At 51.9% G+C, this 23,968-nt stretch carries 20 protein-coding genes; 13 read left to right on the top strand and 7 right to left on the bottom strand.

What is annotated here, in order from left to right:
- Positions 1 to 131 precede the first annotated feature (131 nt).
- From Z042_RS16355 to Z042_RS16320, 9 genes are all read left to right on the top strand, one after another.
- Entirely contained in the window at positions 132 to 1,115 is a 984-nt protein-coding gene (locus Z042_RS16355; RefSeq protein ID WP_024913097.1) for an arabinose ABC transporter substrate-binding protein, read from the top strand.
- Between the two features lie 59 nt (positions 1,116 to 1,174).
- On the top strand, positions 1,175 to 2,698 hold the full coding sequence (gene araG / locus Z042_RS16350; protein WP_024913098.1) for an L-arabinose ABC transporter ATP-binding protein AraG: 1,524 nt from the start codon (positions 1,175 to 1,177) through the stop codon (positions 2,696 to 2,698).
- 17 nt (positions 2,699 to 2,715) lie between these two features.
- A complete protein-coding gene (gene araH, locus Z042_RS16345; RefSeq protein WP_024913099.1) occupies positions 2,716 to 3,699 on the top strand; it encodes an L-arabinose ABC transporter permease AraH in 984 nt (327 codons plus the stop codon).
- A gap of 122 nt (positions 3,700 to 3,821) precedes the next feature.
- Positions 3,822 to 4,739 (top strand): arabinose operon transcriptional regulator AraC, encoded by a 918-nt coding sequence (gene araC, locus Z042_RS16340; RefSeq protein WP_024913100.1) that lies wholly within the window; start codon positions 3,822 to 3,824, stop codon positions 4,737 to 4,739.
- A gap of 80 nt (positions 4,740 to 4,819) precedes the next feature.
- The gene (locus Z042_RS16335) at positions 4,820 to 5,860 is read left to right on the top strand and encodes an oxidoreductase (protein WP_024913101.1); all 1,041 of its coding nucleotides are present in this window, start codon (positions 4,820 to 4,822) and stop codon (positions 5,858 to 5,860) included.
- A 62-nt stretch (positions 5,861 to 5,922) separates the two neighbouring features.
- Positions 5,923 to 6,921, top strand: coding sequence for a bile acid:sodium symporter family protein (locus tag Z042_RS16330; protein ID WP_024913102.1), 999 nt, complete (start codon positions 5,923 to 5,925; stop codon positions 6,919 to 6,921).
- A gap of 530 nt (positions 6,922 to 7,451) precedes the next feature.
- On the top strand, positions 7,452 to 7,586 hold the full coding sequence (locus tag Z042_RS26735) for a hypothetical protein (RefSeq protein WP_257720493.1): 135 nt from the start codon (positions 7,452 to 7,454) through the stop codon (positions 7,584 to 7,586).
- Positions 7,587 to 7,665: 79 nt separating this feature from the next.
- Positions 7,666 to 8,628: a M29 family metallopeptidase gene (locus tag Z042_RS16325; RefSeq protein WP_024913103.1), complete on the top strand. Its 963-nt coding sequence runs from the start codon at positions 7,666 to 7,668 to the stop codon at positions 8,626 to 8,628.
- 135 nt (positions 8,629 to 8,763) lie between these two features.
- Positions 8,764 to 10,185 (top strand): tetratricopeptide repeat protein, encoded by a 1,422-nt coding sequence (locus Z042_RS16320; RefSeq protein ID WP_202901335.1) that lies wholly within the window; start codon positions 8,764 to 8,766, stop codon positions 10,183 to 10,185.
- Positions 10,186 to 10,226: 41 nt separating this feature from the next.
- Here Z042_RS16320 and Z042_RS16315 read toward each other — a convergent pair whose 3' ends face one another.
- A complete protein-coding gene (locus Z042_RS16315) occupies positions 10,227 to 10,967 on the bottom strand; it encodes a glucose 1-dehydrogenase (protein WP_024913105.1) in 741 nt (246 codons plus the stop codon).
- 110 nt (positions 10,968 to 11,077) lie between these two features.
- Between Z042_RS16315 and Z042_RS16310 the strand changes: the two genes are divergently transcribed.
- Positions 11,078 to 11,989, top strand: a complete 912-nt coding sequence (locus tag Z042_RS16310) for a LysR family transcriptional regulator (protein WP_024913106.1) — start codon at positions 11,078 to 11,080, stop codon at positions 11,987 to 11,989.
- A 42-nt stretch (positions 11,990 to 12,031) separates the two neighbouring features.
- Here Z042_RS16310 and add read toward each other — a convergent pair whose 3' ends face one another.
- The 3 genes from add to malX form a co-directional block, all read right to left on the bottom strand.
- Complete coding sequence (add, locus tag Z042_RS16305) at positions 12,032 to 13,030, bottom strand: adenosine deaminase (protein ID WP_024913107.1); 999 nt, start codon at positions 13,028 to 13,030, stop codon at positions 12,032 to 12,034.
- Between the two features lie 188 nt (positions 13,031 to 13,218).
- Positions 13,219 to 14,397 (bottom strand): MalY/PatB family protein, encoded by a 1,179-nt coding sequence (locus Z042_RS16300; RefSeq protein WP_024913141.1) that lies wholly within the window; start codon positions 14,395 to 14,397, stop codon positions 13,219 to 13,221.
- Between the two features lie 48 nt (positions 14,398 to 14,445).
- Entirely contained in the window at positions 14,446 to 16,032 is a 1,587-nt protein-coding gene (malX, locus tag Z042_RS16295; protein WP_037406782.1) for a maltose/glucose-specific PTS transporter subunit IIBC, read from the bottom strand.
- 208 nt (positions 16,033 to 16,240) lie between these two features.
- On the opposite strand from malX, the gene Z042_RS16290 reads away from it, so the two are divergent.
- Positions 16,241 to 17,272, top strand: coding sequence for a Mal regulon transcriptional regulator MalI (locus tag Z042_RS16290; RefSeq protein WP_024913108.1), 1,032 nt, complete (start codon positions 16,241 to 16,243; stop codon positions 17,270 to 17,272).
- On the opposite strand, the gene Z042_RS16285 is transcribed toward Z042_RS16290, so the two are convergent.
- On the bottom strand, positions 17,253 to 18,170 hold the full coding sequence (locus Z042_RS16285; protein ID WP_024913109.1) for a LysR family transcriptional regulator: 918 nt from the start codon (positions 18,168 to 18,170) through the stop codon (positions 17,253 to 17,255). The genes Z042_RS16290 and Z042_RS16285 overlap by 20 nt on opposite strands.
- Positions 18,171 to 18,269: 99 nt before the next feature.
- On the opposite strand from Z042_RS16285, the gene Z042_RS16280 reads away from it, so the two are divergent.
- Positions 18,270 to 19,427, top strand: a complete 1,158-nt coding sequence (locus Z042_RS16280) for a serine hydrolase domain-containing protein (RefSeq protein ID WP_024913110.1) — start codon at positions 18,270 to 18,272, stop codon at positions 19,425 to 19,427.
- A 45-nt stretch (positions 19,428 to 19,472) separates the two neighbouring features.
- Here Z042_RS16280 and Z042_RS16275 read toward each other — a convergent pair whose 3' ends face one another.
- Positions 19,473 to 21,029: a YdgA family protein gene (locus tag Z042_RS16275; protein WP_024913111.1), complete on the bottom strand. Its 1,557-nt coding sequence runs from the start codon at positions 21,027 to 21,029 to the stop codon at positions 19,473 to 19,475.
- A 141-nt stretch (positions 21,030 to 21,170) separates the two neighbouring features.
- Positions 21,171 to 22,349, bottom strand: a complete 1,179-nt coding sequence (gene manA / locus Z042_RS16270) for a mannose-6-phosphate isomerase (RefSeq protein WP_024913112.1) — start codon at positions 22,347 to 22,349, stop codon at positions 21,171 to 21,173.
- 201 nt (positions 22,350 to 22,550) lie between these two features.
- Between manA and fumC the strand changes: the two genes are divergently transcribed.
- A complete protein-coding gene (gene fumC, locus Z042_RS16265) occupies positions 22,551 to 23,948 on the top strand; it encodes a class II fumarate hydratase (protein WP_024913113.1) in 1,398 nt (465 codons plus the stop codon).
- Positions 23,949 to 23,968 lie beyond the last annotated feature (20 nt).

The following is a 23,968-nucleotide window of genomic DNA, read 5'->3' as shown; positions in this document are numbered from 1 at the left end:
CAGATCCCGTCTTACTGTTGATAGCGGGAAATATCGCAGAATAAGCGGTACGCCGTTATACCCCCCTAATGATAACGTTTTCACAGCCAGCCGTTTTCAGCGTTGTAGAAAACAAAACAGCGGAGAGCATCATGTATAAATTCACTAAGGCACTGGTGGTCATCGGTTTGACGGCCGTTATGTCACATTCGGCTGTTGCCGAAAGCATGAAGCTGGGTTTTTTAGTCAAACAGCCAGAGGAACCCTGGTTCCAGACCGAATGGAAATTCGCCGATAAGGCCGGCAAAGATCTGGGGTTTGAGGTGATCAAAATCGCCGTACCGGATGGAGAAAAAACCCTGAATGCCATCGACAGCCTGGCGGCCAGCGGGGCGAAAGGGTTTGTGATTTGTACGCCAGACCCGAAACTTGGCTCGGCGATCGTTGCCAAGGCCCGCAGTTACGATCTGAAAGTGATTGCCGTTGACGATCAGTTTGTTACCGCTAAAGGTGCACCGATGGACAGCGTGCCGCTGGTGATGATGGCGGCAACCAAAATCGGCGAGCGTCAGGGGCAGGAATTGTGGAATGAGATGCACAAACGTGGCTGGAAAGTGGCCGATACCGGCGTGATGGCGATTACTGCCGATGAGCTGGATACCGCCCGCCGCCGCACCGGTGGCTCCATGGCTGCGCTACAAGCGGCGGGTTTCCCTGAGAAGCAAATCTATAAAGTGCCCACCAAATCCAACGATATCCCAGGTGCCTTCGATGCCGCCAACTCAATGCTGGTACAGCACCCTGAAGTGAAAAACTGGCTGATCGTCGGCATGAACGACAATACCGTCCTGGGCGGCGTGCGAGCCACCGAAGGCCAGGGTTTTAAAGCACCAAATGTGATCGGCATCGGCATCAACGGCGTTGATGCGGTCAGCGAACTCTCGAAAGCACAGGCAACCGGTTTTTATGGTTCGTTGCTGCCAAGCCCGGATATCCACGGTTACAAGAGCATCCAGATGCTGCATGACTGGGTAGAAAAAGGTGTAGAACCACAGAAATTCACCGAAGTTACCGACGTGGTGCTGATTACCCGCGACAACTTTAAAACTGAATTGCAGAAAAAAGGGCTGATGTAGTGGTTTGCGTCGCCTGCATTGTGCAGGCGGCTTAGCGTCAACACCATGAGGAAAGCACTATGACCGCCGTAACGCCCTATCTGGTTTTCAAAGGCATCGGTAAAAGCTTCCCCGGCGTCCAGGCACTGGATGATATCAGCTTTAGCTGCCAGGCCGGGCAGGTTCATGCATTGATGGGGGAAAACGGTGCGGGTAAATCCACGCTGCTGAAGATCCTCAGCGGCAATTACGCACCGAGCCAGGGTGAGATCATTCTCAACGGTCAGCCAGTACAGTTTGCCAATACTACCGAGGCATTGAACGCCGGTGTGGCGATTATTTATCAGGAATTGCATCTGGTGCCGGAAATGACCGTGGCCGAAAACATCTATCTTGGCCAATTGCCGACCAGACTCGGGCTGGTGGATCGTAAACTGCTGCATTATGAAGCGCGGTTGCAATTGGAGCATCTCGGCTTGGATATCGACCCGGATACGCCGTTGAAGTATCTGTCGATCGGGCAGTGGCAGATGGTGGAAATCGCCAAGGCGCTGGCGCGTAATGCCAAAGTGATCGCCTTTGATGAACCCACCAGCTCGCTGTCTGCGCGTGAGATTGAACAACTGTTCCGGGTGATCCGTGAACTGCGCGCCGAAGGGCGGGTGATCCTGTATGTCTCGCATCGCATGGAGGAGATTTTTGCCCTCAGCGACGCGATCACCGTGTTCAAAGATGGCCGCTACGTGCGCACGTTTGATGAGATGTCGCAGGTGAATAACGCATTGCTGGTGCAGGCGATGGTAGGGCGCGATCTCGGCGACGTTTACGGCTATCAGCCACGCGAAATGGGCACGCGGCGGTTGCAGCTTGATGGTTTCCAAGCGCTGGGGGTGAAAACCCCGATCAACCTCAGCGTGCGGGCCGGGGAAATTGTCGGTCTGTTTGGCCTGGTGGGAGCCGGGCGCAGCGAACTGATGAAAGGGATTTTTGGTGCAACGCCGAGCAGCGGTGGTCGCTTGATGCTGGATGGGCAGCAACTGAATATCCGCTCCCCAATCGATGCCATTCGGGCCGGGATCATGCTGTGCCCGGAGGATCGCAAGGTTGACGGCATCATTCCGGTGCACTCAGTGCGTGACAATATCAACATCAGCGCACGCCGTAAAAGCATCAAGGCCGGTTGCCTGATTGATAGCGCCTGGGAAACCCGCAATGCCGATCACCATATCCGCACGCTCAATATCAAAACGCCGAGCGCTGAACAGCTGATTATGAATCTTTCCGGCGGCAATCAGCAGAAGGCGATCCTTGGCCGCTGGTTGTCGGAAGACATGAAAGTGATCCTGCTGGATGAACCGACGCGTGGCATTGACGTTGGGGCAAAACATGAGATCTATCAGGTGATCTACCAATTGGCGCAACAGGGGATTGCGGTGTTATTCGCCTCCAGCGATTTACCTGAAGTGCTGGGGCTGGCGGATCGCATCATCGTGATGCGTGAAGGGGCGATTTCCGGTGAGTTAAACCATGCTGGTGCTACCGAGGAGCACGCCCTCAGCCTGGCGATGCTGAACACTTCTAATATCACTGCGGTGGTGGCCTGATTGTGAAGGAGCAAGAAATGTCGACGATAACCACTCATTCGGTAAAAAACCGCAGCGGCCAAGGGCTGGCAAGGATCTGGGACAGCTACGGCATGCTGGTGGTTTTTGCGGTGCTGTTTATTGCCTGTGCGGTGTTTGTGCCGAATTTTGGCAGTTTTATCAATATGAAAGGTCTGGGTTTGGCGATCTCCATGTCCGGCATGGTGGCCTGTGGCATGTTGTTCTGCCTGGCTTCCGGTGATTTCGATCTCTCGGTTGCTTCGGTGATTGCCTGCGCGGGGGTCACCGCCGCCGTGGTGATCAATATGACCGAAAGCCTGTGGATCGGCGTAACGGCGGGCTTATTGCTGGGTGTGCTCTCTGGGCTGATTAACGGTTTGGTGATCGCCCGGCTGAAAATCAACGCCTTGATCACCACGCTGGCGACCATGCAGATTTTCCGTGGATTAGCCTACATCATTTCCGACGGTAAAGCGGTGGGCATTGAGGATGAGCGCTTCTTTATGTTGGGCAATACCAACTGGCTGGGGCTGCCAGCACCGATCTGGATCACCGTAGTTTGCCTGATTTTGTTTGGTTTTTTGCTGAACAAAACCACCTTTGGCCGTAATACCCTGGCGATTGGCGGCAATGAAGAAGCGGCTCGCTTGGCTGGGGTGCCGGTGGTGCGCACCAAAATTATCATCTTTGTGCTTTCTGGGCTGGTGTCTGCGGCGGCGGGTATTATTCTGGCTTCACGGATGACCAGCGGCCAGCCGATGACCTCTATTGGCTATGAGCTGATCGTGATTTCGGCCTGTGTGCTGGGGGGCGTTTCGCTCAAAGGCGGGATCGGCAAGATTTCCTACGTGATTGCCGGGGTGTTGATTCTGGGAACGGTGGAAAATGCCATGAACCTGCTGAATATCTCGCCGTTCTCGCAATATGTGGTACGCGGAGTGATCCTATTGGCGGCGGTGATTTTTGACCGTTACAAACAGAAAGCCAAGCACACCGTGTGATGATTTTATTTAACGAGTTAACCGATACGGCGCGGTAGTTCGATGCAGGAGTGGCTGGTGGCAGGTTTACACCTCTCTCCATGTGGGAGAGGTGATACAGGCAAACATTCTCAGGAGGCCAGATGTATCATCGTATGGTGCAGGAACCGCAATCAAACCCGCTACTGCCGGGTTACACCTTTAACGCTTATCTGGTTGCCGGGCTAACGCCGATCATGGCGGATGGGCCACTCGATTTCTTTATCGATCGCCCTGGTGGAATGAAAGGCTATATCCTCAATCTGACCATTAAAGGTCAGGGGAAAGTCTTTGACGGTGAAGACACTTTTTACTGTAATCCGGGCGATTTATTGCTGTTTCCCCCCAAGGCGGCGCATTACTATGGCCGTTCACCAAGCAGCGACTGCTGGTATCACCGCTGGGTTTACTTTCGCCCACGCGCTTACTGGGCCGACTGGCTAGAGTGGCACAGCAAAACGCATAAAGTTGGCCGCCTGACCTTGCCTAACAATAATCTGTTGCTGGAGTTTGACCGATTATTCGCCAATATTGAGCAGACTCAGCGTTCTGGCCGCCGTTTTGCCGAAGAATTGGGCATGAACCTGCTTGAACGGCTGTTGTTGCGGGCGATGGAAGAAGATCCCCTCAGCCCGCAAAAAATTATGGACCCAAGGGTGATTGAAGCTTGCCAGTTTATTACCGGTAATTTGGCCGGTGAGCTGCGTATTGATGAAGTGGCGCGCCACGTTTGCCTGTCACCCTCGCGCCTTGCACACCTTTTCCGCGAGCAAATGGGCATCAATATTCTGCGCTGGCGTGAAGATCAGCGGGTGATCCGCGCCAAACTGCTACTGCAAACCACGCAGGAGTCGATTGCCACCATTGGCCGTGTAGTAGGGTATGACGATCAGCTCTATTTCTCGCGGGTATTCCGCAAGCGCGTGGGGGTCAGCCCAAGCGATTTTCGCCGCCGTAGCCTGGAAATTAATTACCCAGTGAACGACTTTCGCGAGCGGGCAGTTGCTATGACAATGGGTTAACCGCAAATTTACTGCTTGTGACTGCTCGCGGCATGGTGTCAAATCGACCTAATCAATGTGTGAGTAGGAGAAAAAGCACTATGGCTGAAAAAATCCGCGTTGGGCTGGTCGGTTACGGCTATGCCAGTAAAACATTTCACGCACCGCTGATCGCCGGGACGCCTGGCCTGGAATTAGCCGCTGTATCCAGCAGTGATGCTAATAAAGTGCAGGCCGATTGGCCGTTGATGACGGTGGTGGGCGATCCGCAGGCGCTGTTCAACGATCCCTCTCTTGATCTGATTGTCATTCCAACCCCCAACGATACTCACTTCCCATTGGCCCAGCAGGCAATGGCCGCTGGCAAGCATGTGGTGGTCGATAAACCTTTTACCGTGACGTTGTCACAGGCACAACAACTGCAACAGCAGGCGGAACAGAGCGGTAAACTATTGTCAGTCTTTCATAACCGCCGCTGGGACAGTGATTTTCTGACGTTGAAAGCGTTGCTAAAAGAAGGTTCGTTGGGTGAGGTGGTATATTTCGAATCTCACTTTGATCGTTTTCGCCCGGAAATACGCCAGCGCTGGCGTGAACAGGGCGGTATCGGTAGCGGCATCTGGTATGACTTGGGGCCACATCTGCTCGATCAGGCATTGCAGCTGTTTGGCAAGCCGGAAACGTTGTTTGTCGATCTCGGTGAACTGCGCCCAGGTTCGCAGTCGGTAGATTACTTCCATGCATTACTTAATTATGGCAAACGCCGGGTTGTGTTACATGGCACGGTGTTGGCACCCGCAGAAAGCGCACGTTATATCGTGCATGGTACTCAAGGTAGCTTTATCAAGTTTGGTTTGGACCCACAGGAAGATCGCCTGAAAGCCGGGGCACGCCTGCCGCAGGAAGATTGGGGCTACGATATGCGAGACGGAGTGGTGACGTTGTCACGTAACGGGGTGTTGGATGCACAACCATTACTGACCATTCCGGGTAATTATCCGGCCTATTACGCCGCGATCCGGGATGCAATCCATGGTAACGGCCTCAATCCAGTACCCGCCAGTGAGGCGATCACTGTGATGGAAATGATCGAATTGGGCATCGAATCCGCCAAACAGCAAAAAGCGTTGCCGGTGGTTTAACGGCTTATTGGCGCAGCGTGCTGCGCCCTCAATAGATAATGTGTTCAAGGGATCTTGCTTAAATGTCTTGGTTGCAACGTTTGCGTATTGATACGTTTTTACTGGTATTGATGTTGGTAGTGCTTGTCGCTTCGATTTTCCCCTGTGAAGGGATATGGAAAACCTTTTTTGGGCATCTGACCACTGCGGCAATTGCGCTGCTGTTTTTTATGCATGGAGCCAAACTTTCACGCCAGGCGATTATTGCCGGCATGGGCCATTGGAAACTACATCTGCTGGTATTCCTCAGTACCTTTGCGTTGTTCCCGCTGCTGGGGCTGACGATGAATCTGCTGGTGCCTAGCGTGATGACGCCAACGGTTTATCTGGGCTTTCTCTATTTATGTGCGTTACCGGCGACGGTGCAATCAGCCATTGCTTTCACGTCTGCTGCGGGCGGCAATGTGGCTGCGGCAATTTGCAGCGCTTCGGCTTCCAGCATTCTTGGCGTATTTTTATCACCGTTGCTGGTAGGGGCGCTGATGCACACCCAGGGCGGTGAAACCGATGTGTTGCACGCTATCGGGGCGATCATTCTGCAATTGATGGTGCCGTTTATTGTTGGGCACCTGGCCCGGCCATTGATTGGCAAATGGGTGGAGCGCCATCGCAAACTGATTAATATTACTGACCGGTCATCTATATTGCTGGTGGTGTATACCGCCTTCAGCGCGGCGGTGGCCGAAGGCATCTGGCACACCATTGATGGTTGGTCGCTGCTGACAATCCTGGTGATGTCGCTGGTATTGCTGGCGGTGGTATTGGTTGTCAACACCTATGTTGCGCGCGGGTTGGGTTTCAATACTGCCGATGAGATCACTATCGTATTTTGCGGTTCGAAAAAGAGCCTGGCGAGCGGTATTCCTATGGCTAACGTGCTGTTTCCGGTTGCCGCTGTTGGCGCCATGGTGTTACCGCTGATGATTTTCCACCAGGTGCAATTGATGGTGTGTGCGGTGTTGGCACAACGCTATGCACGCAAAATAGCAAAAGAACAGGCTGTTGCCGCGGTGGTTAAATGAAACGCTTGGCTTGAAGGCCCGCGTGCCGAGATTATTGCACTGATTGAACAAAGCCACCGCGTGGTGTTGCCTTATCAATCACCAGCTCGGATGTTGGACTGAGCTAACGGATTTTTTGTTAAGTTAGCAATATTCATTGCTAACTTAGAGGGGCTGAGGTTATTTCTGAGAGACTGAACATATTCTAATGCTATATTTAATCCACTATTAATTACATATGTAATTAGATGAGTTATTTTGGATGTCACCTATAGAGTTAGCCACTGATAATTTTCTATTTATATTAATTTCCTTGTTAATACTTTTCTGCTTAATAAATTTCAATTGTAATTTATTTTCATTGCTCTGAGTTAATTAAATGGATTTCATATGATTATTTAATTAATTGTTTTTTGCTTTTTTAATTGTGAGCCATTTAACAAAAAGATAACAAGGCATAAATAATATATTTTACTTTTCATGATAAAGAGGTAGGTTATTAAATGACAGTGGTTGATTGACTGTCTTATTATTTATTTAAGGAGATAAATATGGAAAATGTAAATCAAGAGAATGTTCAAGAGTTATCTATCGAAGCATGGATGCAAGAAGAACAGCATCAGGATTGGGTTGAAATGATGCAGGAAAGTGCAGTGATCCCATTTGCAACGGCTCTGTGGGCATAATGGAATAGTTTAATGCGATGGCGGGTTAAATGGCCCGTCATTTTTTAAATTAGCAAACTAAATATTTCAGGAGCAGTCTGTGAATAAAAGTGTCAAAAATTTCTTTTCCTGTGTTAGTGGGCATCCGGCGATGACTCAACGGTGTAATTCTGGTGCCAATATTCTAATTGGCTCGGACAAAAATCAAGAAGACACGGCCAAATCGCTTATTCGCTATTGCCCGAAGGAGCGTGAATATGCTTTTATTTATGTCGATCTCGAAGATGAAGCCCCCGAAAAAGTCAAGAAATACATTGATACAAGTGATATGTTTATTTTTATGTACGATTCATCCGTTCACGCTGACATTAGCCCGCATGGGCCATCATTTATTCCCCCACTTAAGCAGAAGATGGCTGAACACTGGAAGAAATCAGTGCTTCTTCGAGAATATGGTGAATTCTTTAAAGAAGCATTCTCCGAAAATATCGATGATATCTCGGCAAGAAACGAACGGATTATCCAGGCTGCAAAATCGGCACATCATGTTGTGTTTTATGATGGTTTAGGTGGTTCATTGCACGGAACGCTGGCCGAAGATCAGGCTTGGAAAAGCCTGGATGGCCGCAATCATTATGATTTAATGCCCGGCGAAGTGGCAACCAGGATTTTAGACCTGACGGGAAGGATTACATTTGGCGGAACCTTTCTGAGTACGGTTCCTTTTGCTATTAAATATGGTGTTATTGAGCCATTACTGCATGTTGAAATTGAGCATAGCCGTGTGGTTGCGGTGCATTCCCTGAATCGACAGCTTGAAGATGATTTTAATTTATATCTTGAGAGATGTGAGGGGAATAAAATTATCGAAGAATTCGGAATTGGGACTAACCTAAATGTTAAACTGCATGGCCGAAATGCAAGTTTTGAAGAGCGTCATGCGGGATTACACCTTGGTTTGGGTGGTGGTGAACGTGCTAGTCATCACCTGGATATTGTATTTTCATCAGGAACAATATTATTCGATGACTGTATCATCTTTGATGGTTCTTTCCGTATATAACTTAGGTCAAACCCTCTATTTTAATGCTGTTTTTACACCAAGGAAATAAATCAACTAAATAAATGGATTAGAGCTTTTAAGATGATTATTAAAAACCATTCAGGGCGATAAAATCTATCCTGTGTTCAGGTATATATGATGAGTAAGGATTTAGAAAACCGACTGTGTGCTGCTGAGAAACAGCATGAAAATGAGCCATATAATTCTGCTATTCTTCACGAAATTTGTAAATATCTGGTGGCGCTCAAACGGGAGGAGGAAATGCTCCCATGGGCCGAACGTGCGTTGGTGCTGAATCCACACGACTTTGCTTTCATGGCCCGGCGAGCCGATGCTCTCTACTTGCTGGGCCGGTATGCAGAAGCTGCTGATATTTGGGCGCAGTGTCTATCACAACAAAATGGGTCCGTACTTTACCGGCTGCGGTTGGGGGTAAGCTTAATGATGGCTGGTGAGCTTACGCGCGCGATTTCGTTGCTCAATGAAGCGTGGCGGATGGCGGTATCCAGTGAGGTGGAACGCGCTGCATCTGTTGGGTTCGCGATGGGAGAGGCAATGCTTAAAACTGGAGATCCTCAAGGCTTTAAGTATTGGTTAATGCGTAATGATGTTCCCCGGTTTTCCTCCAGCTATCGCCCGCTTGGCATCCCTATATGGGAAAGGGGATCAGAATTGCGTGGTAAACGAGTTTTGATCACTCATGAGTTAGGATTCGGAGATAATTTTCTATTAGCTGCCTGTGTAACTGATTGGTTAGCTGCGGGGGCAAAAATTATGCTTACCTGTCACCCGCAGAGTCAGGCTCTCATGCAGGCGTCACTACCAAATTGCGAAGTCATCAGCGCGCCTAATCCCACGCAGTTGCACTCTCCTTTGCCCGGTTCGCTCCTGGTGGAGGTCAACAGGTTTGCACCGCATATTCATGCAACGTTACTGCACCTGCCGTTATTGAAAGCCGGGCAGCCAGAAGCTTCTGAACAAGGGTTCCAGCCTTATCTCCAGGCTCCGTCTCAAAAGCATCAGATTGCAACGGAATGGGGGCAACAACTACGTGCACGGCAACCAGGGAAAAAACTGGTTGGCTTATTTTGGGATTGTGCGCAGCGACACTGGCCTGCAATGGGGGCGGTTGTGCGGTGCTGGGCTCAGCGCCGTAGCCTACCGCTCGATTCAGTCAATGAGATCGTACAGTATCCGGCCGTGGCCGATGGTGTGCATTTCGTGAATTTGCATCATCCTGCTGCCAGTGCACTAGCGGGTACGCCGGGTAGTAATGTTAGCGTCTATCTACCTGGTATTCGGGATTTTAGTGATACGGCGGCCTGTATTGCTCAATTGGACGCCGTGATTGCCGTTGACTCCGGCGTTGCTAACCTGGCGGTAATGATGGGGGTGCTGACCTGTGTACCGGTTCACACTTCAGGCGATTGGCGTTGGGGCGTTGAGGGCACCACAAGTCCGTGGGTTAAAAATGTGACTGTTTTTCGGCAGACGCATGAAGGCGATTGGAACCAGGTTATACAGCAAATAAGAGAGTGGCTGTTACAGATGCTGTAACAACAAGGATTGGCCGTACCGGTGCACGACCAGGCGCGTGGCTACAAGGTGATCATACCGCCGTCTAACAAGATCTCTCCGCCGGTCATGTAGGTGGCAGAACCCGCGAGATAGAGAACCGCTTGGGCAATCTCTTCTGGGGTGGCAAAACGGCCCATAGGGATACGGGCTCGTATGGTATCCTGCACGGCGTTGCGTTCCTGTTCCGGCATCTCTGGCCAATCAAGGATGGGCGTTTGTGTCACGCCAGGAGCAACCACGTTGACTCGGATATTACGTGGAGCCAGTTCTGCGGCAAAGCTGCGGGCCAGCGAGCGAACCGCTGCTTTAGTGGCTGCATAGACGCTGCATCCCGGCCAACCGGCTTCCTGCATGATTGAACTGGTCAGCACCACCGACGCGCCTTCGCGTAAATGGGGCAGGCTGTGTTGTACGGAAAAATAGGCACCCTTGACGTTGATATTGAATTGCCAGTCAAAGAAGTCCTCGTCAACTTCAGTCAAAGTTTTGCTTTGAAAGACGCCTGCATTGGCAAAGAGTAAGTCGAACTGACCGAAACGCGCAGCCACTGCCGCAAAGAAATCTTTCAGTGCCTGTGGTTGGCTGACATCAGTTTGTACTGCCATAACCCCCAATTCACTGGCGGCTTGGTCCAAAGTAGCCTGATTGCGCCCGGCGATGGCTACCTGAGCCCCCTGTTGCCGCAAGAGTCGTGCGGTTGCCAAGCCAATGCCACTGTTCCCGCCGGTGATGACTGCCACCTTACCATCAAATTGATTCATGCTTAAATTCCTATAAATAAGTCAGGTGATAAGTATTAATCAGAATTAATATCATGATAAGGTGATAGAAAAGCATAATATTAATGCCTAAAAAGCATTAATGGGGTGAAATGGATCAACTTTCAGCGATGCGCACATTGGTACGGGTGATTGAAAGCGGGAGCTTTACCGCCGTGGCGCGTGAAATAGGGGCTTCGCAGCCGACCATCAGCAAACAAATCCGTGGGTTGGAGCAGCGGCTCGGTACGCCATTGCTCACCCGCAGTACGCGCCATGTGGCACCCACGGCAGAGGGGTTGCTGTATTACCAGGAATGCCGGGCCATTCTGCAAGCGTTGGATGACGTAGAGTTACGGATCGGGGCCGCGGAAGGGCAACTGTCTGGAATGTTGCGCGTTGGAGTATCATCGGCGTTTGGCCGTTTGGAAATTCTGCCTTATCTGGCGGAGTTTTTAGCCAAACATCCAAAATTAAACATTGAATTACTCATGAGCGATGATATTGCCGACCTGTTACAGTCTGGGATCGATATCGCTTTCCGCTTTGGCCATTCGCTGCCTGAAGGTTTGGTGGCACGTAAACTGGGGAATCTTGCCAGCAGTTTGTTTGCGTCGAAGGAATACTTGGCGCGCCACGGTAGCCCGCAAACGCCTGAACAATTGACCACCCATCACTGCATCACTTACCAGAATGCCACAGTGCGGCAACGTTATTGGCAATTGCAATTGCACGATGAGGTGTTTACTGTGCCAATCAGTGGGCAACTGAGCTGCAACAGCTCAGAAGGCTTGCGGGCGGCGGTGCTTGGGCACTTGGGGATCAGTTTTGCTCAGCCGTGGTTGTTTAAAGCGGAACTTGCTGAGGGGCAGGTACAAATCTTGCTGCCTGATTATCATTTACCGGTCATGCCCCTGCACGCGGTTTATCTGCCTGAACGCCGCGGCAATTTGCGCATCGGAGCATTAATGGCGCATCTGGAACAATGCTGGCAACGCAATGGCACATTGGCATTGATCGATTAGCCAGAAGGAGCTGGGGAAACCACCTCCAGCCATCGTCTAGCTTCAACCTTGAACCTTTTTACGCAATGCCTGTTTTTCCGTTTCACTGAGGAACGCCATTTTCAGGCCGTTTTCTTGCGCGGTGCGGATTTCCTGCGGCGTCAGCCCGGCTAGTGGAGCCGCTACGCGGTATTCATGCTCAATCTCAATGCCCTGAACTGCCGGATCGTCAGTGTTGATAGAGGCCAATACGCCATGGCGCAGGAAGGTTGCCAAAGGATGTTGAGCGAGGGAAGGTACCGTACTGGTTTGGATATTTGAGGTCAAACAGGATTCAATACCAATCTGGTGTTCTGCCAAAAAGTCCATCAAGGCTGGATCTAGTACCGCTTTAACACCGTGGCCGATACGTTCCGCACCCAACTCACGAATGGCTTGCCAGATGCTTTCCGGCCCAGCGGCTTCGCCCGCATGGACGGTGATCCGCAGACCAGCATCGCGGGCGCGATTGAAGTGGCTGAGAAACAAATGACCCGGAAAACCCTGTTCATCACCCGCCAAATCCAGTGCGGTGACACCGTCACGGTGAGCTAGCAGGCCATCCAGCTCTTGCTGGCAGGCATCTGTGCCGAAAGTGCGGCTCAGGATGCCGATTAAACGCACATCGATAGCATGATCGCGGCAGCCGGAGCGAATGCCATCGATCACCGCCTCAACCACGCCAGCCACCGGCAAACCGTGTTTCAGTGCCATGTAGTAGGGGGAAAATCGCAGCTCTGCGTAGTGCAGCCCAGCATTGGCCGCATCTTCCACGTTTTCATACGCCACACGGCGGCAGGCATTCAGATCGCCCAGGGCAGCCACCCCCCAATCCAATTTTTGCAGGAAACTCATTAAATCAGGTTCGGCCTGAGTGATTTGTACATGCGGGCGCAGTGCTTCCAGCTCATTGGCAGGTAAAGCAAGATTGAACTGGCGGCCTAGCTCAAGAATGGTTTGCGCACGAATGTTGCCATCGAGATGGCGGTGAAGATCGGTGAGCGGCAGGTGGGGATCAATCATGATAGGCACTCGTTATATTGTTATCGGTAAAGTGCGTATCAGTATAAAAACAAAGTAATGAAAATAGCCATTACGTTGCATAAAAAAGTGATTTATATCACTAAAAAGGAAGGGGGATGGTAGAACAACGTTGAATTCAAACAGTAAATCAAAGGCAGGTGCATAGCCTGCCTTTCGCTCATAATCTATTATTTTTCCAGCACAAATTTCAGCCCGGCGATCAGTTTATCCATCCCGGCTTCTACCTTGCTGCGTGGGCAACCCACGTTCAAACGCAGAAAACCACGGCCTTCCTCACCATAGGTAAAGCCAGGCATGATGGCGACTTTCTCGCGGTCAATCAGCACCTGTTGCAACTGCTGATCGTCAATGCCTAGCGGGCGCAAGTCGATCCAAGCCAGGTAAGTGGCTTGTGGGGGTTGCCAGTTTAACTGCGGGAAAACATGATTGAGCCGCTCGGCAACGTAGGCCAGGTTATCTTGCAGATAATCGCGCAGGGCATCCAGCCAGGGTTCACCGTGGCGATAGGCGGCAATGTGAGCAGCAACTGCCAGTATCGCCGGGGAAGAAAGCCCGTCGCGGCTTTTCAGCGCCTGCGTGTAGCTTTCGCGAGTACCATGATCGCTGATAAAACCATAAGCACCGGTCAAGGCCGGAATGTTGAAACTCTTGGAGCCGGAGGTCAGCAACGCCCATGGCGTAGTCCCTACCTGGCTCCATGGCGTGTGGCGTTGTGTGCCCCAGGTCATATCCATATGGATTTCGTCGCTGATCACCTTCACATTGTGGCGTTCGCACAGCTCGGCCATCTGCTCCAGCTCTTGCTGGCTCCACACTTTGCCCGTTGGGTTCTGTGGGCTGCACAGCAACAGGATTTTGGTCTGTGGGCGAGCCAGCAATGCCTCCAGATGTGCCATATCGCACTGCCAATTGTTATCCACTTTGTGCAACGGGCATGGCAGCAGTTGGCGCTGATTGCCAAGGATCACTTTATAAAAGGCGTCATAGGCAGGGGTATGAGTGACCACGAATTCGCCGGGGGCTGACCACAGGCGAATCAACTGTGCCACCATGTAAATCACCGAGGGGCCATAGACTGCCATAGCGGTATCGACAGGGGCATTAAAGCGTTGCTGATACCAATGCCGGATCGCACCAAGAAAGTCTTCGTGCTGCCAGCGGCTGTAACCCAGCACGCCGTGTTGCAAGCGCTGTTGCAGAGCGTCAAGGATACAAGGAGCGGTGGCAAAATCCATATCGGAGATAGTGAAGGGCAACAGATCCGCCGAACCAAACCGGTCAGCAATGTAATCCCATTGGGTACACCAGGTGCCGTGGCGATCAACCGGGGTGGAAAAATCAAACATGTATAGCTCCAGGCTATAGGGCGCAGCAGGCTGCGCCCAGAGAGGAAATTATGCGGTTGTAGCTATCAATGAGTCTAATTCATCTTTCACCGATTGTACCTGCGGGCCAATCACGACTTGTAGATTATGTTCGTTAAGATGAACAACACCAATAGCTCGGTTGGCTTTCAGCGCAGCGGCATCCACTTTGCTCATATCGTTGACCGACATACGCAGGCGGGTAATACAGTTATCCAGCGAGACGATGTTGTCTTTACCCCCTAACGCAGCCAGGATCGCCGGAACGTTATAACCGGATTTACCAATGGCACCGATCGGTGCGCTTTGCGCCGCGGCGGTTTCAGTTTCACGGCCCGGCGTGTTGATGTTAAAGCGCTGAATAGAGAAACGGAAGATGGCGTAATAGGCTGCGAACCAGATAGCAGCGACGATCGGCACCAGATACCACTTGGTGGCAGTACCGTGCAGAATACCAAACACCACGAAATCAATAACGTTACCGTCGGTATTGCCGATAGTGACGCCCAGCAGAGCCATCACGGTAAAGCCCAGACCGGTGAGGACGGCATGGATCAGGTACAGGAAAGGGGCAACGAACAGGAACAGGAATTCGATCGGTTCAGTGGTACCACCCACCACGCAGGCGACCACACCGGAAATCAACAGCCCTTTGATTTTGTGCCGATTCTCTGGCTTGGCACAGTGATACATCGCTAAGGCAGCCCCTGGCAGGCCCCCGAGGAAAGCAGGCATTTTCCCTTGCGACAGGAAGCGGGTAGCGCTTTCAGCAAAACCTTGAGTGGTTGGGCAAGAAAGCTGAGCCTGGAAAATGGTCAACGCACCGCTGACTTCGCGGCCACAGACATCCATCGTACCGCCCGCTTCGGTGAAACGGATCAGCGCAACCAGAATATGGTGCAAACCAAACGGCAATAACAGACGCTCGCCGGAGCCGAAAATCATTGGCCCGAAGATACCCGCCCCGTTGATCATCCGGCCCAGGCCGTTGATACCGGCAGCGAACCATGGCCAAATCAGTGGGATCACCAAGCCACACAGGCCCAGCACTACGGTGGTGACGATAGGCACAAAGCGGGTGCCGCCGAAGAACGCCAGCGCATCCGGCAGGCGGATGGTGTTGTAACGCTCATGTAGCAGATAAACGATGATACCGACGATTACTGCCCCGAGGATACCGGTGTCGATAGACTGAATTCCCAGGATGTTCTGGATGTTATTGGCTTTCAGCACCAACGGATCGGTGCTGGGCAGCACACCCGTGGTGGTCAGGTAGAAGTTGGTGGCCAAGTTCAGCACCGCAAAGCCAACAAAACCGGAGAATGCGGCGACGCCTTTATTCTCGCGCGCCATACCTAGCGGAATGGCAATGGCGAACATTACCGGCAGGAAGCTGAAAGCAAACGAACCGATTTTGCTCATCCAGGTGAAAATCAGCTGGAAGATCGGATGACCAATAAACGGCAGCAGGGTGATCACATCACGGCTGCTTAAGGAACTGCCAATCCCCAGCATGATGCCGCAGAATGAAAGTAGCGCGACGGGCAGCATAAATGTCTTGCCCAGGCTTTGGAAAAACTCCCAAAGCGTAATTTTTTGTTTTTTAGACGCTGGCATAACCGACGACTCCTGGCGAAAAAGCATGCAATATTGTGTACCCAGTTTAGGTAAAAATAAGATAAAACGTTTTACCTCGCAAAAATGCGCCACTAATCACAATTATTAACCACGTTTTGCGGCGACAATAGAAATGTCAGTAAAACGTTTTACCGAAGAAAGATATTCGGTATACCCTTTGTTGCCGGATCATTGTTTTTCAGAGGTTATGACCATCAAAAAGATCACCATCACCGACGTTGCACAATTGGCTGAGGTATCTGTTACCACGGTTTCTCTGGTGTTGAGCGGCAAAGGACGTATTTCTCCCACCACCATGACGCGGGTGAACCAGGCGATTGAACAGTTGGGGTATATCCGCAACCGTCAGGCCGCTACGCTGCGCGGCGGTGAGTCTGGCGTGATTGGGCTGATCCTGCGTGATATCTGTGAACCGTTTTATGCCGAAATGACCGCCGGGTTGAGTGAAGTGTTGGAAGAACATGGCAAAGTGTTGTTTCTGGCCCAAAGTGGGCGTGAGGGTAAAGGGTTGATGCGCTGTTTCGACACGTTATTGGCCCAAGGCGTTGACGGTATGGTGCTGGCGGGCGGCGTGCGTTCGGTCAATGGCCTGAAAGAGAAAGCCGAAGAACAGGGGGTTCCGCTGGTCTGCGCGGCACGTTCCAATGGTCTGGAAGGCGTTGATGTGGTGCGGCCAGATAATATGCAGGCGGCGAAGATGGCGACCGAATTCCTGATCAAGCGCGGCCACAGCCAGATTGCTTACCTCGGTGGGCAAAGCGATTCCCTGACGCGGGCCGAACGCTTGGGGGGTTTTTGTGCCACGCTGGTGCAATACGGCCTGCCGTTCCGCGCTGAGTGGATCGTGGAGTGTGATTGTCATCAACGTTCAGCGGCAGAAGCAGCCGAAAATCTGTTGCGTCAGTATCCCAATATCAGTGCGCTGGTGTGTCACAAAGCATCGGTGGCTTTGGGGGCTTATTTCGGCATTGTGCGCAGTGGCCGCAGCATCGGTTCGGAAGGGGTGGACAGCTTCTATGCTCAGCAGGTGGCGCTGATCGGTTTTGGTGATGTGCCGGAAGCTGAACTGACTGAACCGGCGCTGACGTTTGTCTCCAGTTCAGCCCGCGAAGTGGGGCGCAGTGCGGCAACGCGGCTGTTGCAACGTATTACGGATAGTTCGTTAGCTCCGCAGAATGTGATTCTGGCACCCACCCTGATCAAACGGGGTTCGGCGTGAGCAGCGGCACGCGTTTTTCCCGCATGAAATCAATGAACACCCGCAGCTTGAGCGACATGTGGCGGCCAGTGGGAAAATAGATGAAGAAGCCGGGGATATCGCTGCTATAGCTCTGTAGGATCTCTACCAGTTGTCCACTCTCCAGTTCGGGTTGTACCGCGCTGCGAAAGCATTGGGTAATCCCTAATCCGGCCACGGCGGCGTCTTTAATCAGCCGATTCTCGTTAAAAATCAACGGCCCATTTACCTCCAGCGCCAGATGTTCTCCCGCAGTGCGGAAATACCAGGGCTCAAGTTTCCCACTACCGGGGAAACGGTAACGCAGGCAATGATGCTGCAATAAATCCTGTGGTGTCAGTGGTTCACCGTAGCGTGCGAGATAAGCGGGGGAAGCCAGTGAGACTCGTTGTAGGCCATGGTCGATAGGAACGGCGATCATATCCTTTTGCAGCATATGATACATACGGATCCCAGCATCAAAATTATCTAATACCAGATCGGAAAAACGGTCATCGGTAAACAGTTCCAGTTGGATCTCAGGGTATCTTTCGTGAAACTCGGCCAGATGTGGCATCACCTGCATAGAGGCTGCCAACTGTGGCAGAGTGATGCGCAAGAGCCCGGCCGGTTTGCCATGCAAAGCGCGGGCGTCTTCTGCCGCGATGTCAATTTGGTTCATGGCCGGGGCCACTTTCTGGTAAAACATCTGGCCTTCATCGCTCAGGCGTACCGAGCGGCTGGTGCGGTTGAACAGACGAACACCCAGGCGAGCCTCCAGTGCCTGAATGTTTTGAGAAACCGCAGGGGGCGTGACACCTAAATAATTGGCTGCCTGAGTAAAGCTCCCCAACCTGGCAACGGCTTCAAAAAACGGCAGTAACTGCAACAATGAGCTCATCGATAAATAACCACAGCTTAATGATGCATTAAATTTTACCGTATTTTATTTAATAGTGAAAACTTTAAACTGACTCCATTACGGCTAAAGGAGAGCAAAATGACGGTAATGAATCAGGCATTGGCACAGCGAATAGAAAAGGTTAATCAACAGGCAATATCCGAAGGGCGTATTGTCGGCAGCGTAGTTTTGGTTGCACAGCAGGGTGAGGTGATTTATGCCGGAGCCAGCGGTTATGCCGATCGTGAACAGCTGCGCCCAATGCGGCGGAACAGCCAGTTTCGGCTGTCTTCGGTTTCCAAACCTTATATCACACTGGCGGCAATGCGCATGGTGGAACAACAGCGGCTCGATCTTGACGATCCCGTCAGCCGTTGGTTGCCATGGTTTACTCCCAAGCTGGCCGATGGGCGGCAGCCGGAAATCCGTATCCGTCATTTATTGACCCACACCGCCGGGCTGGATTACCGCTTCAAGCAACCGATAGACGGGCCTTATCATCGTTTGGGCATTCATGATGGCATGGAAGCGTCTACTTTGACGCTGGAACAAAACCTGTGCCGGTTGGCAGAGGCGCCGCTACAGGCAGAGCCGGGAAGCACATTCAGTTATTCATTGGCTATTGATGTGCTGGGAGCTGTGTTGGAACAGGCTGCGGGGATGGCACTACCGCAACTATTTGCTGAATGGGTCAGCCAGCCGTTGGGGTTGCGTAATACCGGTTTTTATACTGAGGATGGCAGCAATCTGGCCACCGCTTATTACCAGGCTGAACCGCTCCCACTTCCGATGCATGACGGCATTTTGCTGACCTTACCCGAACCATTTGGTTTTGATGTGGAATTTGCTCCTTCCCGCGCTGGCGATCGTAATGCCTATCCTTCAGGCGGTGCCGGGATGGTGGGGGATTCTGATGATGTATTACGGCTGTTGGAAGTGTTACGCAGCGGCAGCATGGGGGTTTTACAGCCAGAAACCGCTGCGTTGATGCGTATGCCGCACGTCGGAGCTGAAGCAGAGGTTCAGGGGCCTGGCTGGGGATTTGGTTTTGGCGGAGCGGTATTGGTGGATGCAGAACTGGCTGGGACACCGCAGCATAACGGCACGATGCAGTGGGGGGGCGTATACGGGCATAGCTGGTTTTACGATCCCATTGAGCAATTGAGCGTTGTAGCACTGACCAATACGGCGTTTGAGGGGATGAGCGGCTTGTACCCTTTACAGGTTCGCGATGCAGTTTATGCCCAAGGGGAGTAATGGATATATTCTGGGGCCAAGTTAATTGGCCCCAGAGGTGACGTTTTATTGTTCCAGCGTTGGTTGGTCTGGAATAGCGCCGCCCTGTGCGGGAGCGTTATCTTGCCCGGCTGGCGCTGGGGCTGCTGGAGCCAGGCCTAACATACTGAACAGACCTGCGAAATCCTGCGGCGACATCTTTTTGCCGTTCAGCTCAATCTGGTTATCGCTATAACGGAAGGTGCTGCTGATCACATCATCTTTCAGCGTGGTGAGTTGGAACATCTGGCCGGTGGTTGCCAGGCTCTGTATCTGTTGCTGGGCTATCTTTTGTGCCTCTTCGGCACTATAGCCCTGCAACTGCACCGCCTGCGCCACGGTTTCTGCTGCCATAGCCGTTGGAATAGTCAGAACAGCGTCCAGTTTTTTCACTGATTGGCCCAGCAGTTGATCCAGGCTAGCTGCCGGGGCAGCGGCTTGGGTGGGTTCGAGCAGATCCAGGTTCAGCGTAAAGGTACTTTCACCTTTGCTGTTTTTCCAGCTTAGCGGAGCGATGCTGATGGTTGGGTTGCCTTTCAGCAACAAGAGCAGGTTCTGCGCCAGTATTTCGGCGGTTTTCTCCTGGTAGGCGATAGGATTCATCGTTTCTGACTGTTGCAGCATCGCCATCGCTTGCTGATTGTAATTTTCGGCGAACGTTTTCAGTGCGTTGCCATCCAGATTATCGATTTTCAGCAATAATTTACCAGAGCCGAAATCGTTACCCATGATTTTCATAGCTCCAAGAGTGTAATCAAACGCACCATTCAGCTTGGTGCCTTTTTCATCAAGCAAGCTGCCCATAGCAACGTCTTCCAGGGACACGGTCTCTTTACCGTCAATAGTGACTTTTACCTGTTTCAGCCCCAGCGTTTGTTCACCCAGGCTGATGTCGAACTGGCCTTTGCGAGCGTCGCTTTTCAGCGTCAACCCTTGCAGCGTGACTTGTTCAAGCTGGCCGAGCTGGTTCAGGCCGCTGATGGTGGTACTGTCGCTGTTGCCGTTCAACACCATGGTTTGCAGATCGCGGCCGATGTCTGCGTCAAAGGTTGCTCCGCTGAATTTCAGCGTGGACTTGTCTTTTTGATAGTCAATCGGGATCACGTCGATCGCCGAAGAGGTGTCACCGCTATAGGCAATGCGTGTCTCAGCGGTGAACAGGGATTTGCCGTTGGTGATATCAAACAGGGCTTTGACTTTCGGTGTATTTTCCAGCTCGGTATGTATTGAGGCCAGACTCGGGATCAGATTGAATCTTTTCAATTGGGCAATAGGTAACGGACCGTGAGAGACGGTTTCCAGAAATGCCACTTCTTCACCGGCTTTCAACAACGAACTGTCAGACGTAACCGCGTCGTCGGAACGAAGCACGTAGCGGATCTGGCTGCTGAAAATCCCACGCTGATAATTTTCATAGCTCAGTTTGAGCCCAAACTGAGGTAGGTAGGTTTTCAACTGGCTATTGGCGTTATCCACCATTTCACCCATCCGTTGCTCGATCAGTTTGCCAGTGTGCCATGAGGCTCCGGCCCAAGCTGCGCCAAGAACCACAATGACGCTGACAGCGACTAACGATTTTTTCATAGCTCTGTTCATCCTTTTTTCTTAAACCATCTATTCAGATAGATGGATGGGCAAATTGTGCCTGCAAATATAGCTGCAAGCGGTTAATTGTGGAGGCAATCTACGCATTTTAGCAACACATTTGCTTAATTTTGCTGATATTTAAGGCAATCTAGTATAAACCCGCGCAATGCGGCCAACGCCGCTGACCTGCACCGGTGACTCAACGGCGGCGATAAAACAGGATTCACCGGGTTGTAAGATGACCCGTTGCCCGTGTTTTTCCAGGATCGCTTCACCAGCCACACAGAACACAATGGCTGCGCTGTTTTGCGCTAATGGTTGTACCGTGGGGGAAAGATCGTGCAAAGAGAACGCGAAATCATCGACCGGGATCGGGAAAGACAGCTCATTACCCCGCTTTTCTGGCTGGGTCAGCAAGCCAGACGCTGGTTGTGGACGGAATTGCAGGTTCGCCAAGAGTTCAGGAATATCGATGAACTTAGGCGTCAGCCCCGCGCGCAAAACGTTGTCCGAGTTGGCCATGACTTCCAGCGCTACGCCGTTCAGGTAGGCATGCGGGGTTTCGGCATACAGGAACATGGCTTCGCCCGGTGCCAGTTTGACCACGTTCAACAGCAGCGGTGAGAACAGGCCGTTGTCATCCGGGTAAAAACGGGCGATAAAGCGCAGAGTGTCCCAAGGTTCGCCTTGTTGGTTGTTCAGCGCCGCTTTTAATACCGCCAGCGCCCGTGCTTTTTGTTCACCATGCATACCTAGCAGGCTGGCAAACAGAGTTGCCAGGTGAGTGGTATCCGGCTGTTGCAGGAAGGTAACGATGTCATGATGTGCATTGGTGAGAGGCTGCAACAGGGAAACGATGTCAGTAAGTTCACGGAAGCCGTTCATCGCCAGAAAAGGCGTTAAAGCAAACACCAATTCCGGTTTGTGGTTGGGATCTTTATAGTTGCGTTCTGCGGCATCAAGCGCAATACCGGCCGCATTCTCTTTGGCAAAACCGACCTCTGCGGCAGGCTTGCTGGGGTGAACCTGGATAGAAAGCGGTTGGTCGGCACACAGCACCTTAAACAGGAACGGCAGTTCACCAAAACGCAGCGCCACGTTGGCACCCAGTTGCCCCGGCAGATCTCCATCAATCACATCACGCAATGAGCGCAGTTGTCCGGCGGCATCTGTCACTTGTGAACTGCTTTTCGGGTGAGCCCCCATCCACAATTCGGCCATCGGTTTACCACTGGGGTTAGCGATTCCATACAGTTTGGTCAAAGCATCTGAGCTACCCCATGCGTAATTCTGTATCGCATTGGTCATTTTTTGCATGATTACTACCCACTTTAAAAAAGATTGCGCTAAGTAAACAATGTGAAAAATATGCATGCAAGCAGAGATGGCTAAAAATGCGCATCTTTCAGGCTGTTAATGCGAATAATTATTATCTCACTATACTGATGGGGTTAGCTGACGGGCATTGGCTCGTTGGAATTGACTTTTGATTTTAGGAATTGTGCTAAGGAGATCGTGATGGCAACCGTTCGTATTGAAAAAGACTCTATGGGCCCCATCGAAGTAGCGGCCGATCAACTTTGGGGTGCGCAGACCCAGCGTTCACTAGAACATTTTCGTATTTCCTCTGAAAAAATGCCCCCGGCACTGATTTATGCGTTGGCGATGACCAAACGCGCCGCCGCCAGCGTCAATAAAGATCTGGGGTTGCTGCCTGCCGAGCGGGGTAACGCGATTATCCAGGCTGCTGATGAAGTGCTAGCCGATCGGCACGCCAACGAATTTCCCCTGTCGGTCTGGCAAACGGGTTCTGGTACTCAAAGCAACATGAACATGAACGAAGTGCTGGCTAACCGGGCTAGCGAGTTATTAGGGGGCGAACGCGGTGAAGGGCGCAAGGTGCATCCCAACGACGACGTTAATAAAAGCCAGAGTTCGAACGACGTTTTCCCAACCGCCATGCACGTGGCGGCAGTGATTGCGTTACGTGAACACTTGCTGCCTGAGTTGCAATTGTTGCACCAGACGTTGAGCGATAAAGCTGCCGCTTTCCACGATATTGTCAAAATTGGCCGTACTCACCTGCAAGATGCCACACCGCTGACGCTGGGCCAGGAGATCTCTGGCTGGGCAGCGATGCTGGCCTACAATCTCAAACATATCGAAGCCAGCATACCGCATCTCTGTGAGTTGGCATTGGGGGGAACGGCGGTAGGCACCGGGTTGAATACGCACCCAGAATATGCGGTACGGGTGGCTCAAGAGCTGGCAGAACTGACTGGGCAACCTTTTGTCACTGCCCCGAACAAGTTTGAAGCCCTGGCGACCTGCGATGCCTTGGTGCATGGCCACGGGGCGTTGAAAGGATTGGCGGCGTCATTGATGAAGATCGCCAACGATGTGCGCTGGTTGGCCTCTGGCCCACGCTGTGGCATTGGCGAGATCGCCATTCCAGAAAATGAGCCGGGCAGCTCAATTATGCCGGGCAAAGTTAACCCGACGCAGTGTGAAGCGATGACCATGCTGTGCGCGCAGGTGTTGGGTAATGATGTGGCGGTGAATATCGGCGGTGCTTCTGGTAACTTTGAGCTGAACGTATTCCGCCCGCTGGTGATCCACAATTATCTGCAATCTGTTCGTTTACTGGCCGATGGCATGCGGGGTTTTAATCAGCATTGTGCGGTAGGAATTGAGCCAAATCGCGAGCGTATCAGCCAGTTACTGAATGAATCGCTGATGTTGGTAACCGCTCTGAATACTCATATCGGCTACGACAAGGCGGCAGAGATTGCTAAGCATGCTCATCAACAAGGGCTGACCTTAAAGGCTTCTGCTTTAACTCTGGGCTATCTCACTGAGCAACAGTTTGATGAATGGGTGCGGCCAGAAGAGATGGTTGGCAGCATGAAGAAGTAATCCGTATGGCGATTTCAGGC

The organism is Chania multitudinisentens RB-25, assembly GCF_000520015.2.
GTDB lineage: Bacteria > Pseudomonadota > Gammaproteobacteria > Enterobacterales > Enterobacteriaceae > Chania > Chania multitudinisentens.
The sequence above is the reverse complement of the archived record's forward strand: the minus strand, read 5'-3'. Positions and strand labels throughout refer to the sequence as shown.

Bases quoted from the DNA above. Each gene is read 5' to 3' on its own strand.
- manA (WP_024913112.1), bottom strand. From the start codon at position 22,349: ATGCAAAAAATGACCAATGCGATACAGAATTACGCATGGGGTAGCTCA.
- Z042_RS16310 (WP_024913106.1), top strand. From the start codon at position 11,078: ATGGATCAACTTTCAGCGATGCGCACATTGGTACGGGTGATTGAAAGC.
- Z042_RS16275 (WP_024913111.1), bottom strand. From the start codon at position 21,029: ATGAAAAAATCGTTAGTCGCTGTCAGCGTCATTGTGGTTCTTGGCGCA.
- Z042_RS16330 (WP_024913102.1), top strand. From the start codon at position 5,923: ATGTCTTGGTTGCAACGTTTGCGTATTGATACGTTTTTACTGGTATTG.
- add (WP_024913107.1), bottom strand. From the start codon at position 13,030: ATGATTGATCCCCACCTGCCGCTCACCGATCTTCACCGCCATCTCGAT.
- Z042_RS26735 (WP_257720493.1), top strand. From the start codon at position 7,452: ATGGAAAATGTAAATCAAGAGAATGTTCAAGAGTTATCTATCGAAGCA.
- malX (WP_037406782.1), bottom strand. From the start codon at position 16,032: ATGCCAGCGTCTAAAAAACAAAAAATTACGCTTTGGGAGTTTTTCCAA.
- Z042_RS16290 (WP_024913108.1), top strand. From the start codon at position 16,241: ATGACCATCAAAAAGATCACCATCACCGACGTTGCACAATTGGCTGAG.
- Z042_RS16320 (WP_202901335.1), top strand. From the start codon at position 8,764: ATGATGAGTAAGGATTTAGAAAACCGACTGTGTGCTGCTGAGAAACAG.
- araG (WP_024913098.1), top strand. From the start codon at position 1,175: ATGACCGCCGTAACGCCCTATCTGGTTTTCAAAGGCATCGGTAAAAGC.
- araC (WP_024913100.1), top strand. From the start codon at position 3,822: ATGTATCATCGTATGGTGCAGGAACCGCAATCAAACCCGCTACTGCCG.
- Z042_RS16280 (WP_024913110.1), top strand. From the start codon at position 18,270: ATGACGGTAATGAATCAGGCATTGGCACAGCGAATAGAAAAGGTTAAT.
- Z042_RS16315 (WP_024913105.1), bottom strand. From the start codon at position 10,967: ATGAATCAATTTGATGGTAAGGTGGCAGTCATCACCGGCGGGAACAGT.
- Z042_RS16355 (WP_024913097.1), top strand. From the start codon at position 132: ATGTATAAATTCACTAAGGCACTGGTGGTCATCGGTTTGACGGCCGTT.
- fumC (WP_024913113.1), top strand. From the start codon at position 22,551: ATGGCAACCGTTCGTATTGAAAAAGACTCTATGGGCCCCATCGAAGTA.
- Z042_RS16285 (WP_024913109.1), bottom strand. From the start codon at position 18,170: ATGAGCTCATTGTTGCAGTTACTGCCGTTTTTTGAAGCCGTTGCCAGG.
- araH (WP_024913099.1), top strand. From the start codon at position 2,716: ATGTCGACGATAACCACTCATTCGGTAAAAAACCGCAGCGGCCAAGGG.
- Z042_RS16300 (WP_024913141.1), bottom strand. From the start codon at position 14,397: ATGTTTGATTTTTCCACCCCGGTTGATCGCCACGGCACCTGGTGTACC.
- Z042_RS16335 (WP_024913101.1), top strand. From the start codon at position 4,820: ATGGCTGAAAAAATCCGCGTTGGGCTGGTCGGTTACGGCTATGCCAGT.